The 14,102-nt window shown below is 66.6% G+C and carries 17 protein-coding genes; all 17 read left to right on the top strand.

Annotated features, from left to right (window positions below; translation table 11 throughout):
• Nucleotides 1-8 precede the first annotated feature (8 nt).
• The 17 genes from B5V46_RS11700 (at nucleotide 9) to B5V46_RS11625 (ending at nucleotide 14,100) form a co-directional block, all read left to right on the top strand.
• Complete coding sequence (locus B5V46_RS11700) at nucleotides 9-2,519, top strand: DUF3141 domain-containing protein (protein ID WP_231119099.1); 2,511 nt, start codon at nucleotides 9-11, stop codon at nucleotides 2,517-2,519.
• On the top strand, nucleotides 2,516-3,925 hold the full coding sequence (locus B5V46_RS11695; protein ID WP_080616769.1) for a bifunctional enoyl-CoA hydratase/phosphate acetyltransferase: 1,410 nt from the start codon (nucleotides 2,516-2,518) through the stop codon (nucleotides 3,923-3,925). The genes B5V46_RS11700 and B5V46_RS11695 overlap by 4 nt, the downstream gene beginning before the upstream one ends.
• 4 nt (nucleotides 3,926-3,929) lie before the next feature.
• Nucleotides 3,930-5,138 carry an acetate/propionate family kinase gene (locus tag B5V46_RS11690; protein ID WP_080616768.1) on the top strand — a complete coding sequence of 403 codons (1,209 nt, stop codon included), beginning with the start codon at nucleotides 3,930-3,932 and terminating at the stop codon, nucleotides 5,136-5,138.
• On the top strand, nucleotides 5,135-5,788 hold the full coding sequence (locus tag B5V46_RS11685; RefSeq protein ID WP_080616767.1) for a CoA transferase subunit A: 654 nt from the start codon (nucleotides 5,135-5,137) through the stop codon (nucleotides 5,786-5,788). Before B5V46_RS11690 ends, B5V46_RS11685 begins: the two co-directional genes overlap by 4 nt.
• On the top strand, nucleotides 5,788-6,441 hold the full coding sequence (locus B5V46_RS11680) for a 3-oxoacid CoA-transferase subunit B (protein WP_080616766.1): 654 nt from the start codon (nucleotides 5,788-5,790) through the stop codon (nucleotides 6,439-6,441). Before B5V46_RS11685 ends, B5V46_RS11680 begins: the two co-directional genes overlap by 1 nt.
• A gap of 201 nt (nucleotides 6,442-6,642) precedes the next feature.
• Nucleotides 6,643-6,999 carry a hypothetical protein gene (locus B5V46_RS19820; RefSeq protein ID WP_155774037.1) on the top strand — a complete coding sequence of 119 codons (357 nt, stop codon included), beginning with the start codon at nucleotides 6,643-6,645 and terminating at the stop codon, nucleotides 6,997-6,999.
• Nucleotides 6,926-8,269, top strand: a complete 1,344-nt coding sequence (locus B5V46_RS11675; protein ID WP_369822782.1) for a DNA-packaging protein — start codon at nucleotides 6,926-6,928, stop codon at nucleotides 8,267-8,269. The genes B5V46_RS19820 and B5V46_RS11675 overlap by 74 nt, the downstream gene beginning before the upstream one ends.
• A 133-nt stretch (nucleotides 8,270-8,402) precedes the next feature.
• Nucleotides 8,403-9,584 (top strand): phage portal protein, encoded by a 1,182-nt coding sequence (locus tag B5V46_RS11670; RefSeq protein ID WP_080616764.1) that lies wholly within the window; start codon nucleotides 8,403-8,405, stop codon nucleotides 9,582-9,584.
• The gene (locus tag B5V46_RS11665) at nucleotides 9,581-9,823 is read left to right on the top strand and encodes a hypothetical protein (protein ID WP_080616763.1); all 243 of its coding nucleotides are present in this window, start codon (nucleotides 9,581-9,583) and stop codon (nucleotides 9,821-9,823) included. The genes B5V46_RS11670 and B5V46_RS11665 overlap by 4 nt, the downstream gene beginning before the upstream one ends.
• Nucleotides 9,824-9,843: 20 nt before the next feature.
• The gene (locus B5V46_RS11660; RefSeq protein WP_080616762.1) at nucleotides 9,844-10,410 is read left to right on the top strand and encodes an HK97 family phage prohead protease; all 567 of its coding nucleotides are present in this window, start codon (nucleotides 9,844-9,846) and stop codon (nucleotides 10,408-10,410) included.
• A 43-nt stretch (nucleotides 10,411-10,453) separates the two neighbouring features.
• Nucleotides 10,454-11,641, top strand: coding sequence for a phage major capsid protein (locus B5V46_RS11655; RefSeq protein ID WP_080616761.1), 1,188 nt, complete (start codon nucleotides 10,454-10,456; stop codon nucleotides 11,639-11,641).
• A gap of 158 nt (nucleotides 11,642-11,799) precedes the next feature.
• Entirely contained in the window at nucleotides 11,800-12,399 is a 600-nt protein-coding gene (locus B5V46_RS11650; RefSeq protein ID WP_080616760.1) for a hypothetical protein, read from the top strand.
• The gene (locus B5V46_RS11645) at nucleotides 12,396-12,737 is read left to right on the top strand and encodes a head-tail adaptor protein (protein WP_080616759.1); all 342 of its coding nucleotides are present in this window, start codon (nucleotides 12,396-12,398) and stop codon (nucleotides 12,735-12,737) included. Before B5V46_RS11650 ends, B5V46_RS11645 begins: the two co-directional genes overlap by 4 nt.
• Complete coding sequence (locus B5V46_RS11640; protein ID WP_080616758.1) at nucleotides 12,734-13,144, top strand: DUF3168 domain-containing protein; 411 nt, start codon at nucleotides 12,734-12,736, stop codon at nucleotides 13,142-13,144. The genes B5V46_RS11645 and B5V46_RS11640 overlap by 4 nt, the downstream gene beginning before the upstream one ends.
• 23 nt (nucleotides 13,145-13,167) lie before the next feature.
• On the top strand, nucleotides 13,168-13,581 hold the full coding sequence (locus B5V46_RS11635; RefSeq protein WP_080616757.1) for a phage major tail protein, TP901-1 family: 414 nt from the start codon (nucleotides 13,168-13,170) through the stop codon (nucleotides 13,579-13,581).
• A 2-nt stretch (nucleotides 13,582-13,583) separates the two neighbouring features.
• On the top strand, nucleotides 13,584-13,916 hold the full coding sequence (locus B5V46_RS11630) for a gene transfer agent family protein (protein ID WP_080616756.1): 333 nt from the start codon (nucleotides 13,584-13,586) through the stop codon (nucleotides 13,914-13,916).
• Nucleotides 13,906-14,100 carry a rcc01693 family protein gene (locus B5V46_RS11625; protein WP_080616755.1) on the top strand — a complete coding sequence of 65 codons (195 nt, stop codon included), beginning with the start codon at nucleotides 13,906-13,908 and terminating at the stop codon, nucleotides 14,098-14,100. Before B5V46_RS11630 ends, B5V46_RS11625 begins: the two co-directional genes overlap by 11 nt.
• The last annotated feature ends 2 nt before the right edge of the window (nucleotides 14,101-14,102 follow it).

The following is a 14,102-nucleotide window of genomic DNA, read 5'->3' as shown; positions in this document are numbered from 1 at the left end:
GGACGACCATGGACATGCATCCGGACCGCAGGTCTGCCGATGATCCGACCGAGGTGATGCGGGCCCTGATCGGGGGCTCGGGGGGGCTGGCACAGGACCGGCTTTCGCTGATGACGGCCCTGGCGGGCGCAGCGCTTGAGAACGCAGACCTGCTGCGCGAGGTCGCGGGGCGTCACGGTAACAGGATGCTCGACACCCATTCGACGCGGATAGGCGAGCTGCTGGCCCAGATGCGTCGGCTGATGGGGGCGGCGCGGAGTTCCGGCAAGGAGATGACGCCGGGACGGCTTGCTGCGGAGTATCGCGACTATCTGCGCGATGCGGGCGAGCGCTGGCTGCTGACGATGGATGCGTTGCGCGAAAGGGGGGACATCTTTCGCGAGCATGAAGCCGAAGGCTGTCCGCCGGTGCTGGCCTATCGCTACGAGGTGGTGATCGACGGGACGGATCTGCCGCATCCCTGCAACTACCAGCTTCTGCGCATCGTGCCGCCCGAGGGGGTCGAGCTTCGCGCGGAGAAGCGGCCCTATGTGATCATCGACCCGCGGGCCGGGCATGGTGGCGGGATCGGCGGCTTCAAGCCAGACAGCGAGGTGGGGGTGGCCTTCAAGGGAGGCCATCCGGTCTATTTCGTGGCCTTCGGGCGCGATCCGGTGCCGGGGCAGACGCTGGCCGATGTCTGCCGTGCGGAGGCGGAATTCGTGCGCGAGGTGACACGGCGGCATCCGGCGGCGGCCAAGCCGGTGGTGATGGGCAATTGTCAGGGCGGATGGGCGACGCTGCTGCTGGCCGCGACCAATCCCGACCTGACCGGGCCCATCGTCCTGAACGGGGCGCCGGTCGCGACCTGGTCGGGACAGGTCGGCCGGCATCCGATGCGCTACAATGCCGGGATCCTCGGCGGCGCGGTGCAGCCGATGCTGTGGTCGGATCTGGGCGGCGGCCGCTTCGACGGCGCCAATCTGGTGATGAATTTCGAGCTCCTGAACCCGAGCCGAAACTACTTCCGCAAATATTACGACATGTTCCGCGATATCGACCAGCCCGGCGCACGCCAGCGCTTTCTCGATTTCGAGCGCTGGTGGGGGGGCTTCTTCACGCTGAACGAGGCCGAGATCCGCTGGGTCGTCGAGCAGCTTTTCGTCGGCAACCGGCTGACCAGGAACACCGCCATGCTGGAGCCGGGCTGGCCGGTCGACATCAAGGCGATCCGGGCGCCGATCATCGTCTTCGCCAGCCAGGGCGACAACATCACGCCGCCGCAACAGGCGCTGAACTGGATTCTCGACGCCTATGCCGGGGTCGAGGATATCCGTATCCGCGGCCAGCGGATCGTCTATATGGTGCATGAGGAAGTGGGCCATCTGGGGATCTTCGTCTCGTCGAAAATCGCCCGGAAGGAGCATGCCGAGGTGTCGTCGACGCTGAGGACCATCGAGGCGCTGGCGCCGGGGCTCTACGAGATGCGGATCGATGCCGCCGAAGGCCGCGGGCAGGACCGCAGCTTCCTTGTCAGCTTTGCCGAACGCAGCTTTGCCGATCTCGAGCGGATCGCAGGCGGACGCGAGGAAGAGGCGGCCTTTGCGGCGGTCTCGCGGATGAGCAACATGCAATCCGAATTCTACGATACCGCTGTCCGGCCCCTGGTCCGGGCCTCGGTCAACCCGGAGGCCGCCGAGACGACGCGGCGGCTGCATCCCTTGCGGGTGCAACGGACGGCTATGTCCTCGGTCAATCCCTTTCTCGCGCCGGTCACCGCCGCCGCCGGGCGGCTGCGCGAGGAGCGGCATCCGGCGGCGATCGACAATCCGTTCCTCTGGGCCGAGCGCTTTGCCGCTGACATGACGGAACAGTGGATCGACTTCGGGCGTGACATGCGGGATGCTTGGGTCGAGATGAGCTTCTTCGCGATGTGGAATTCGCCCTGGGCCCGGGCCTTCGGCGCCCCCGAGACAGTGCGGCGGCCCCGGAAATCGACCGCCGAATTGCGCGCGATGCCGATCGTGCAGACGGTACTGTCGCATGTCGAGCAGGGCGGCTTCGTCGAGGCGGTGATCCGGATGCTGATCCTGCTGGCCGAAAGCCGCGGTTCGGTCCGGCGCGACCGGCTGGAACGCTCGGCGCGGGTGCTCAACAAGGACGAGCCTTTCGCCTCGCTGACGGCGGAGTGCCGCGCCCGGATCCTGCATGAGCAGACCCTGATCGCGACCTATGACCCCGAGGGCGCGATCGAGACACTGCCCTGTCTTCTGCGCGATCCGCAGGAACGCGAGCTTGCCGCGCGCGTCGTGCAATATGTGCCGGGGCCGATCGCGGAGATGGCCCCGCATACGCTGGAGTTGCTGCAGCGGTTCCGCGCGCTTCTGGAACTGCCGCCGCTTGCCGAGGATGTCGTCGAGGACCCGCTGGCCGCGCATGGGGCCTTTTCCAACGGGGCCGGAGCCATCGAGCCCGCCGGCGCCCGAGGCCGGCCCGGGGAGCCGCCGAAGACCGTTTCAGAAGGAAAGACTGCCGAATGAAGATCACCGAAAACCGCACCTTCGACGAAATCTCGGTGGGCGACAGTGCCGAAATCGTCCGGGTCTGCTCCGAAGACGATTTCTATATCTTCGCCAGCGCCTCGGGCAATTACAACCCGATGCATCTGGCGCAGTTCGATGGCGACGGCGACGGCGTGGACGAAGCGCTCGCGCCCGCGATATGGGAGGCGTCCCTGATCTCGGCGGTTCTTGGCAACCTGCTGCCCGGTCCCGGAACGCTCTATCGCAGCCAGAGTCTTGTCTTTCACGAGCGTGCCCAGGCCGGGGACGAGCTTCTGACCCGGGTGACAGTCGTCGAGAAGCGTCCGCCGAACCGGATCGTGCTCGAGACCCGGGTCGAGCGCTGTTCGGATGGGGCGCTGGTGCTGGACGGCGAGGCCGAGGTCAAGGCCCCGCCGAAGAAGCTCGTGTTCAACGATCTGGAAATCCCGGGACTGGTGATCCAGCGCCACCGGCATTTCGACGCGCTGATCGAACGGGCCGAACCGCTGGCGCCGCTGCCGACGGCGGTGGTCTGCCCCGAGGAGCCGCGCGCGCTGGGCGGGGCGCTTCTGGGCGCGCGTCACACGATCATCGCGCCGATCCTCGTCGGCGATCCGGCGAAAATCTCGGCGGCGGCGGCCGAAATCGGCGCCTCGCTTGACGGGATCGAGATCGTCGAGGCGGCCGATCCCGTGACGGCTGCCCATCTTGCGGTCGATCTGGTGGCGGGCGGCCGGGCGGCGGCGCTGATGAAGGGGCATCTGCACACCGATGTGCTGCTGAGGGCGGCGCTTCGCAAGGAGAACGGGCTGCGCGCCGGACGGCGCTTCACCCATGTCTTCGTGATGGATGTGCCGGGGGTGCCGCATCCGCTGATGGTGACCGATGCCGCGATCAACATCGCCCCCGATCTGCGCACCAAGGTCGATATCGTGCAGAATGCCATCGACCTTGCGATTTCGATCGGGATCGAGGTGCCGAAAGTGGGCGTGCTGTCGGCGGTCGAGACGGTGAATCCCGATATTCCCTCCTCGCTCGATGCCGCGCTCTTGTCGAAGATGGCCGAGCGCGGCCAGATCCGGGGCGGCATGGTCGACGGGCCGCTGGCGATGGACAACGCGATCGATCTGACGGCGGCGCGCACCAAGGGCATCACCTCGCAGGTGGCGGGCCGGGCGGAGGTTCTGGTTGTGCCGAACCTCGATGCGGGCAACATGCTCGCCAAGCAACTGGCCTATATCAGCCATGCCGAAGGGGCGGGCGTCGTGATGGGGGCGAAGGTGCCGATCATACTCAATTCACGGTCGGATGACGACAAGGCGCGGCTGGCCTCCTGTGCGGTGGCGACGCTGCACAATGCCCGGCTGAACGGTCTGTTCCCGGCCCGGCGGGCGGCGGAGTAGGATCATGTCGCATGTTCTGACCCTCAATGCGGGCTCTTCCTCGCTGAAATTCGGCTTTTTCCGTCTGAACGGCGCGGCCGACGATCCGGACCCGCGCATCGTCGGCTCGATCGAGCGGATCGGTCCCGGCGAGCGTGCCCGCCTCAAGGCCAAGCGCCAGGACGGGGTGGTACTGGTTGACCGCGAATTCGGCCGCAACCATGTGCCCGATCACGAGACGGCCCTGGCCCGGGCCGTCGAATTCCTGAAGGAACAGCGTCCGCAGGCCGAGCTTGACGCCGTCGGGCACCGGGTGGTGCATGGCGGACCCGATTACGACATGCCGGTCGAGCTGACGGGCGAGGTGATGACGCGGCTTGCGCAGTTCGAGCCGCTGGCTCCGCTGCATCAGCCGCATAATCTGGCGGGTGTGCGCGCGGCGCTGAAGCTGTTCCCCGAGGCGATGCAGCTGGCCTGTTTCGACACCGCCTTTCATCGCAACCACCCCTGGGTCAACGACACCTTCGCCATTCCGCGCAAGTATTACGAACAGGGCGTGCGGCGCTACGGGTTCCATGGGCTGAGCTATCAGTACATCTCCGAGACCCTGCGCGAGACCGCGCCGCATCTGCATATGGGCCGTACCGTGGTCGCCCATCTGGGCAACGGCGCCTCGATGTGCGGGCTGATGGGCGGGCAGTCCCGGGCCTCGACCATGGGGTTCTCGGCGCTGGACGGGTTGCCGATGGGCTCGCGCTGCGGTCAGCTCGACCCGGGCGTGCTGCTGTACATGCTGAGAAACGAGGGCATGACGCCGGCCGAGATCGAGGACGAGCTTTATCGCAAGTCGGGGCTTCTGGGCCTGTCGGGGCTGTCGAATGACATGCGCACGCTCGAGGCTGCCGGGACCGAGGAGGCGCGCCAGGCGATCGACTATTTCGTGTTCCGGATCCGCCGCGAGCTTGGCGGGCTGGTCGCGGCCCTGGGCGGGATCAGCACCATGGTGTTCTGCGGTGGCATCGGCGAGAACTCGTCCCTGATCCGCGACAAGGTCTGCGCCGGCATGGGATGGATCGGAATGGAGCTGGACGAGGGGCGGAACATGCGCAACGAACGGATCATCTCGACCGATTTCAGCCGGGTGCGCATTCTGGTCATTCCGACCGACGAGGAGATCGTGATCGCGCGGGCCGCGCGTGACATGCTGGCGCGGCGTGCGGAAGCCGCTGCATGAAACGGGCCCTGAAACCGGCCGAGGCCGCAGAGATGATCCCGGAGGGGGCGGTCCTGCTGATCGGCGGATTCATGGGGGTCGGCGCGCCGCATCGGCTGATCGATGCGCTGGTCGTGCGTGGCGTGGGCGGGTTCACCGTCATTGCCAACGATACCGCGCGGCCGGGTCAGGATATCGGCAAGCTGATCGACGCCCGGCTGGTGGCGAAATGCATCGTCAGCCATATCGGCCTCAATCCCGAGACCCAACGCCAGATGATCGCCAGCGATCTCGAGGTCGAGCTGGTGCCGCAGGGCACGCTGGTCGAGCGCATCCGCGCGGGCGGTGTCGGGCTTGGCGGCGTGCTGACGGAGACCGGGCTTGGCACCGTCGTCGCCGAGGGCAAGCAGACGGTCGAGGTCGATGGCAGGACCTATCTGCTGGAAAAGCCGATCCGGGGCGATTTCGCGCTGATCGGGGCGCGGCAATGCGATTATGTCGGTAATCTCGAATACACGCTGACTGCGCATAACTTCAATCCGGTGATGGCGATGGCCGCCGACACGGTGATTGCCGAGCCGCATCACGTCATGCCCGTGGGGATGATACCGCCCGACGCGGTCAAGACGCCGGGGGTGCTGGTCGACCACATTCTGGAAAGGCTGGTCTGATGGACGCCAAGGAAGTGATCGCCCGCCGCGTGGCGCAGGAGGTGCGCGAGGGGATGCTGGTCAATCTGGGGATCGGCCTGCCCTCGATGGTAGCGAATTTCGTGCCCGACGACATGCATGTCTTCTTTCAGGCCGAGAACGGGGTGATCGGGCTGGGCCAGCGGCCGCCGGACGGGATGGAGGACCGCGACCTGACCGATGCGGGCGGCGGTTTCGTAACCGCGGTGCCCGGGGCCGCCTCGATCGACAGCGCGATGAGCTTCGGGCTGATCCGGGGCGGGCATCTGGACATGACCGTGCTGGGCGGGCTGCAGGTGGACGAAAAGGGCCATCTTGCCAACTGGATGGTGCCGGGCAAGATGGTGCCGGGGATGGGCGGCGCGATGGATCTGGTCACGGGGGCGCGCCGGGTGATCGTGGCGATGGTCCATAGCGCGAAGGGCGTGCCGAAGATCGTGCCGGAATGCACGCTGCCTCTGACCGCGACGCGCCGGGTCAGCCTGGTCGTGACCGAGATGGCGGTGATCGAGCCCGGCGATGCGGGTCTTGTTCTGCGCGAGCGGGGGCCGGGCGTGACGGTCGATGACATCCTTGCGGCGACCTCTGCCGCGTTGATCGTGCCGGAGGATGTCGCGGAAATGGCGCTGGACTGAGCGGTGTTTCCGCGGCGGAGCGCCTGACCGGGACTGTTGAATTAACCCATTGTTAATAATAAACATCTTGACTTTGCGCGCGGTCTGGAATATACCTTCAGGCAAGCTGGAAGACGTGGGATTGGCGGCACGGGGAGACCCCCGGAGGCCGCTTTTTCTTTGTCTTCTCACTGCAATAGGCAGGTCAATCAGGCAGACGCGATGACAGACGATCTCTCACCTGCAGCGGGCGACGCGGCAGCGTGGGCGGTGCTAGAGGAAGCCGAAGAACATTACAGGCGCATGATCCGTGCCCTGAATGACCTGATCGAAGAAATCCAGGCCGGCAATTCCGAGCGCGCCCGCATGCTGCGGGGGGCGCTGAACGATCTCGGAAAAGCGGCCCAGACTGCGTTTGATGAACGACAGCGGGTGGAAAGGCGGCTCAATGCGGAATCCGGTTCCGACGGAGGAATCCAGGCACTCGACCTTGATCAGGCGCGCCTTGAAGTCAGGCGCCGACTGGATCGCCTGCGCTCCGCCCGAGACGCAGACAGCGTTTCTCGAGGGGATGGATGAAGCGGTGCTGCTGGCGCTGCCCTACCTTTTCGAATTCTGGGCCTTGCCGCATCAGCTTGCTCCCGAGGGCGACTGGCGGTCCTGGGTGATCATGGGCGGGCGCGGCTCGGGCAAGACCCGGGCCGGTTCGGAATGGATTCGCGCGCAGGTCGAGGGGGCGCGGCCGCTGGATGAAGGCCGGGCGCGCCGGGTGGCGCTGGTCGGCGAGACGATCGACGAGGCGCGCGAGGTCATGGTGTTCGGCGAAAGCGGCATTCTGGCCTGTTCGCCGCCCGACCGGCGGCCGAACTGGGAGGCGACGCGGCGCCGACTGGTCTGGCCGAATGGCGCGGTGGCGCAGGTCTTCTCGGCGCATGATCCGGACTCGCTTCGTGGGCCGCAATTCGATGCCGCCTGGTCGGACGAGCTGGCAAAATGGAAACGGGCCGAGGAAACCTGGGACATGCTTCAGTTCGGGCTGAGGCTGGGCGAGGCACCGCAGCAATGCGTGACGACGACGCCGCGCAATGTACCGGTGCTTAAATCCATCCTGTCGAACCCGAAGACGGTCGTCACCCATGCGCCGACCGAGGCCAACCGCGCCAATCTTGCGGCCTCGTTTCTGGAGGCGGTGCGGACGCGCTATTCCGGCACCCGGCTCGGTCGGCAGGAGCTGGACGGCATTCTGCTGGAAGAGGCCGAAAGCGCGCTCTGGACGCTTGCCCGGCTGGAGGCGCTGCGGGTCGATGAGGCCCCGGAGCTCGACCGGATCGTGGTGGCGGTCGATCCGCCGGTGTCGAGCCATGCCGGCTCGGATGAATGCGGCATCGTCGTGGCCGGGGTCCGGATGCAGGGGCCGCCCCAGAGCTGGAGCGCTTACGTGCTGGAGGATGCGAGCGTGGCGGGCGCCGCGCCCACAGTCTGGGCAAAGATCGCGCTTGAGGCCATGGAACGCCATTCGGCTGATCGCCTGGTCGCCGAGGTCAATCAGGGTGGCGATCTGGTCGAGACCATGATCCGGCAGCTCGACGCGATGGTGCCGTTCCGCGCGGTTCGGGCGACGCGAAGCAAGATCGTCCGGGCCGAGCCCGTGGCGGCGCTCTACGAACAGGGGCGCGTCAGGCATCTCAGGGGGTTGCAGCTGCTCGAGGAGCAGATGTGTCACATGACGTCGCATGGCTATGAGGGCCGTGGCAGCCCGGACCGGGTCGATGCCCTGGTCTGGGCGATCAACGATCTGATGATCGCGCCTGCCGCGCAGTGGCGCCGGCCGCGCGTGCGGGGCCTTTAGACCGACAGAACAGCCCGCAGGGCGACACGGAACGGCCGGGATCGGCCCGTCCCCGGGGGATGACCCGGGCGGCGGGCCTTTTCTTTCCGTCCGGCCGCCGGCGGAGCCGACCGAAAACGGAGGATGACTGGCGATGAAATTCAACCTGTTCCGCCGAGCGACGGAAACACTGCCCGAGACCAAGGCCTCGGCCACGGGGCCTGTGATCGCCTGGGCAGGAGCGGGCCGCGCGGCCTGGACGCCGCGCGATACGGGCTCGCTCATCAGGGCGGGGTTCAATGCCAATCCCGTCGGCTTTCGCGCGGTCAAGCTGATCGCGGAATCCGCGGCGGCCTTGCCGTTGATCTGCCAGGACGAGGACAGGCGGTACGAAACGCATCCGGTGATGGAGCTGCTCAGGCGGCCCAATCCGGCGCAAGGCCGCGCCGAGCTGATGGAGGCGCTTTACGGCCAGCTCCTGCTTTCGGGGAACGGCTATCTCGAGGCGGTGGGCGGCGAGACCGGGCTGCCTTTCGAACTGCATGTGCTGCGCTCGGACCGGATGCGGCTGGTGCCGGGGACAGACGGATGGCCCGTCGCCTATGACTACATGGTCGGCGCGCGCAAGCATCGTTTCGACATGACCGGGCCGGTGCCGCCGATCTGCCATATCAAGAATTTCCATCCGCAGGACGACCATTACGGCCTGTCGCCGATGCAGGCCGCCGCGACCGCGGTCGATGTGCACAATGCCGCCTCGCGCTGGTCGAAGGCGCTGCTGGACAATGCAGCCCGGCCCTCGGGCGCAATCATCTATAATGGCTCGGACGGCCAGTCGATGCTGAGCGAAGAGCAATATGCGCGGCTGCAGGACGAGATGCTGTCCTATCACCAGGGGGCGGCGAATGCCGGACGGCCGATGCTGCTGGAAGGCGGCCTCGACTGGAAGCCGATGGGCTTCTCGCCCTCGGACATGGAGTTTCAGAAGACCAAGGAGGCTGCGGCTCGCGAGATCGCCACGGCCTTCGGTGTGCCGCCCATGCTTCTGGGAATTCCGGGCGAGGCGACCTATGCCAATTACCAGGAGGCCAACCGCGCTTTCTATCGGCTGACGGTGGTGCCCCTGGTGGCGAAGGTCACCGGAGCCCTGGCCGAGTTTCTTGCCCATTTCGGCTCTTCGGCGGTGTCTCTCAAACCCGATCTCGACCAGGTGCCGGCGCTGGCCGCCGAGCGGGATACGCAATGGAAGAGAATCTCAGAAGCCGAGTTCCTGACAGAAGACGAGAAGCGCGCGCTGCTCGGGTTGCCGAGGCGCCCGGAAGGGGGGCGAGGGTGACCCAGCCAAGATCGGGGTCGCGGTTTCTCTACGCCCCCTTCGATGCGACGCATATCCGGATCGAGGCCAGCGAGCGGGTGATGGAAGAGCGCTGGAGCGCACTCGAATACCGGCTGAAACGCATCGAGGAGATGCTGGACCAGATCGAAAAGCGCGTATGGCTGACAGTTTACGGGATCGTCGCGGTGATCCTTGCCGAAGGCATCGCCTCGATCCTGGCCGCCATCTCCGTCCCATAGCAGCGAAGAGGACAGACCAGATGAAGGAGTACGACGTTGGCAGCGCGCTCGAGCACAAGTTCTGCAAGAACGATGCCCTGCCGCTGGCGCTGAAGGAGGGTGCGGTGATCGAGGGCTATGCCTCGGTCTTCGGGGCCACCGATTTCGGAGGCGACATCGTTCAGAGCGGTGCCTATGGGGCCTCGTTGCAGCAGATGGCGGCCGAGGGACGGCGGGTGAAAATGCTCTGGCAGCATGATCCGTCGGAGCCGATCGGGGTCTGGGACGAGGTTCGCGAGGATGCGCGCGGGCTTTACGTCAAGGGCCGGATCCTGACCGATGTGACCCGCGGCCGCGAGGCGGCGGCGTTGGTCGCGGCCGGGGCGATCGACGGGCTGTCGATCGGCTACCGCACCAGGCGTGCGAGCAAGGATGCAAGCGGGCACAGGTTGCTTGCCGAGCTGGAGCTTTGGGAAGTGTCGCTGGTGACCTTCCCGATGCTTGCCGATGCGCGGGTCGGCACCAAGACGGAAGAAAGTGCCGAGGCGCTCTTGCGCGATCTGGCGGATGCCTTTGCGGGCGCCCGTCATGTGCTGGCCGAGGGGTAACGCCCCGATGCCGGCAAGACCGTTCCCAGACAGGACAAGCGATATGACCGAGACCGAAGTCAAGACCGGGCGGGGGCGTGGCCCAGCTATGGAAATACGTGAGGCACTGGAAGATTTCATAAAAGATTTCAGCAGCTTCCAGTCCGAAATCAAATCAAGACTCAAACAACAGGAAGAGCGACTGACCATGTTCGACCGGAAATCGCAAGTTACCGCGGGGCGCCCCGTTCTATCCCGTTCCGCCGAGATCGAAGTGCCTCACAAGAAAGCCTTCGGCGCCTATCTGAGAACCGGCGACGATGACGCTCTGCGCGGGATCGAAGTCGAGGCCAAGGCGATGTCGACCGCGGTGGCCGGCGATGGCGGCTATCTGATCGATCCCGAAACCGCCAGCAGCATCCAGTCGGTCCTGACCTCCACGGCGTCGATCCGCTCGATCTCGCAGGTGGTCACGGTGGAGGCCAGTTCCTATGACGTGCTGGTCGATCATTCGGATACCGGGTCGGGCTGGTCGAGCGAGACCGGCAGCCAGGTCGAGACCTCGACGCCGCAGATCGAGCGGGTGACGATCCCGCTGCACGAATTGTCGGCGATGCCCAAGATCAGCCAGCGGCTGCTGGATGACAGCGCCTTCGACATCGAGGGCTGGCTGGCGGGACGGATTGCCGACAAGTTCGCCCGGGCCGAGGCCGCCGCCTTCATCTCGGGCGATGGTATCGACAAGCCGCGGGGCTTTCTCGACCATCCCAAGGTTGCCGAGGCCTCCTGGTCCTGGGGCAGTCTCGGCTATGTCGCGACCGGTGCCGATGGCGATTTCGACGTGGCCGCGCCTTCGGATGCGATCCTCGATCTGGTCTACTCGCTGGGCGCGGTCTATCGCGCCAACGCGACATTCGTGATGAATTCGAAGACCGCCGGGGCCGTTCGCAAGATGAAGGATGCCGACGGGCGGTTCCTGTGGTCGGACGGGCTGGCCGCGGCCGAGCCCGCGCGGTTGCTGGGTTATCCGGTGCTGATCGCCGAGGACATGCCCGACATCGCGGCGGATGCGACGGCCATCGCCTTCGGCGATTTCCAGGCCGGTTATGCCGTGGCCGAGCGGCCCGATCTGCGGGTGCTGCGCGATCCGTTCTCGGCCAAGCCGCATGTGCTGTTCTACGCCACCAAGCGCGTCGGCGGTGATGTCAGCGACTTTGCCGCCATCAAGGTGCTGAAGTTCTCGGTGTCGTGATCGCAGGCGATCCGGCACCGCATCCACACCGGTCCCCGGTCTCGGGGCGGTGAGGCGCGCGCAGCCCCGCAAGGCCCTGTCCGGTCGGTCCCTCCGGCAGGGCGGGACGGGGCTGCGCGCGTCGTCCTTGCAGCAAGGCAAAGCGGAGAAACCACAAGATGATGCTGATCGAGCAGACGACGGTGCCCGGAGCGGCGCTTCCGCTTGCGCAGTTCAAGGCGCAGCTGCGTCTGGGGACGGGATTTGCCGGAGAGGAAAACCAGGACGCCTATCTCGAGACGCTGCTCCGGGCCGCCATCGCGGCGGTCGAGGCGCGGACCGGAAAGGCCCTGATCGCCCGCAGTTTCAGCTATGAGCTGCATTGCTGGCGCCAGAGCGACCGGCAGGGCTTGCCGGTTGCCCCGGTGCGGGCCGTGACCGAAATCCGGGTCGTTGACCGAAATGGCAGCGCAGTTGCGGTTCCGCCCGCCCGCTACCGGCTGGTGACCGACACCCATGCGCCGCAGCTGCGGGGGACGGGGGGCACGATGCCCGGCATTCCCTTCGAGGGCCGCGTACGGATCGACTTCGAGGCGGGGTTCGGCCCGGACTGGGAGGCGGTGCCCGAGGATCTGGGCCATGCGGTGCTGTTGCTGGCCGCGCATTACTACGAAAACCGGGTCGAGCAGCCGACTGGCAAAGGCGCGATGCCGTTCGGTGTCGTGGCGCTTACCGATCGCTGGCGGCCGTTGCGTCTGACGGCGGGAGGTCCACGATGAGCCGGATACCGATGCTGAACCGGCAGCTGGTTCTCGAGGTGCCGGTTCCTGTCGCCGATGGCGCGGGCGGCTTTTCCGAAACCTGGGTGCCGCGCGGTATGCTTTGGGCCGAGATGAGCCCGCGCATGGCGGGCGAGCGGGGCGGCGAGGAACTGGCCTTGTCGCGGGTGCTTTACCGGGTCGTGGTCCGGGGCGCTCCGCCCGGTGCGCCTTCCCGGCCCGCGGCCGGGCAGAGGTTCCGCGAAGGCGCGCGGGTCTTTCACATCCATGCGGTGACCGAGCATGACGCGCGCGGCCTCTATCTGGCCTGCTACGCGGAAGAGGAGATCGCAGCATGAGCTATGGCATGGCGGCGGCGCTGCAGGCCGCGATCTTCGAGCGGATTTCGGGGCATGCCGCCATTACTGCCATCGTCGGGGATGCGATCTTCGACGCGATGCCTGCGGGGCGTCTTCCGCCGATCTATGTGAGCCTCGGGCCGGAAGAGGTCCGCGACGCGTCCGACAAGGGCGCGGACGGGGCTCTGCACCGCGTGACGATCTCGGTTGTCAGCGAGGAGAGCGGGTTCGCCCGGGCCAAGGCTGCCGCCGGAGCTATCTCGGACGCCCTGTCCGCGGCGCCGCTCGCGCTCGCCCGGGGGAGGGTGGTCGGGCTCTGGTTCGACCGCGCCCGTGCCCGGCGCGTCGGCGCGAAGGATCAGCGTCGCATCGACCTGCGGTTCTCCGTCCGGGTCGAGGACGATTGAATGACACATGTGGAGTACGCGAAATGACGGCGCAGAACGGCAAGGATCTTCTCATCAAGGTCGACCTCTCCGGCTCGGGAGACTTCTCGACCTTCGCGGGGCTGCGGGCCTCGCGCATCAGCTTCAATGCCGAGCCGGTCGACGTGACCAGCCTGGAAAGCCAGGGGGGCTGGCGTGAATTGCTGGCCGGTGCGGGGGTCAAGACCGCCACGATCAGCGGTTCGGGCGTCTTCAAGGATGCCGAGACCGATGCCCGTGCCCGGCAGGTCTTCTTCGACGGTCTCACGCCGCTTTTCCAGCTGGTGATCCCGGATTTCGGGGTCGTCGAAGGGCGGTTTCAGGTCAGCAGCCTGGAATATGCCGGCAGCCATAATGGCGAGGCCACCTATGAAATGACGCTCGCCTCGGCCGGTGTCCTCAGCTTTACGGCGATGTGACCATGCCAAATCCCCATGCAGGAGAAGTGGCGCTGATGGTCGACGGAGAGCGTCAGGTTCTCAAGCTTACGCTCGGCGCATTGGCCGAACTGGAGGCGGCGCTGGGCGCCGATACGCTGCTTGCGCTGATCGAGCGCTACGAAGAGGGGCATTTCGCGACCCGCGACGTGATCGCACTTTTGCTTGCCGGGTTGCGCGGCGGCGGCTGGCAGGGAACGACCTCCGATCTGGCCGAGGCAGATATCGGGGGCGGCCCGATCGCCGCCGCTCAGGCTGCCGCGCAGCTTCTGGCGCGGGCCTTCACCCTGCCCGAGGCGAAACACGATGGGCTTTGACTGGGGCGCGCTGATGCGCGCGGGCATCCGGGGGCTGGGATTGAGGCCGTCCGAGTTCTGGGGGCTTACGCCTGCCGAACTGATGCTGATGCTGGGGGCCGATGGCGGGCCTGCCCCCATGAGCCGGGTGCGGCTGGAGGAACTGGCTCGCGCCTTTCCGGACAAAACGAGGGGCGAAGGATAGGC

This window comes from Rhodovulum sp. MB263 (assembly GCF_002073975.1).
In the GTDB taxonomy this organism is placed as follows: domain Bacteria; phylum Pseudomonadota; class Alphaproteobacteria; order Rhodobacterales; family Rhodobacteraceae; genus Rhodovulum.
This window is presented reverse-complemented; position numbering and strand designations above follow the sequence as displayed.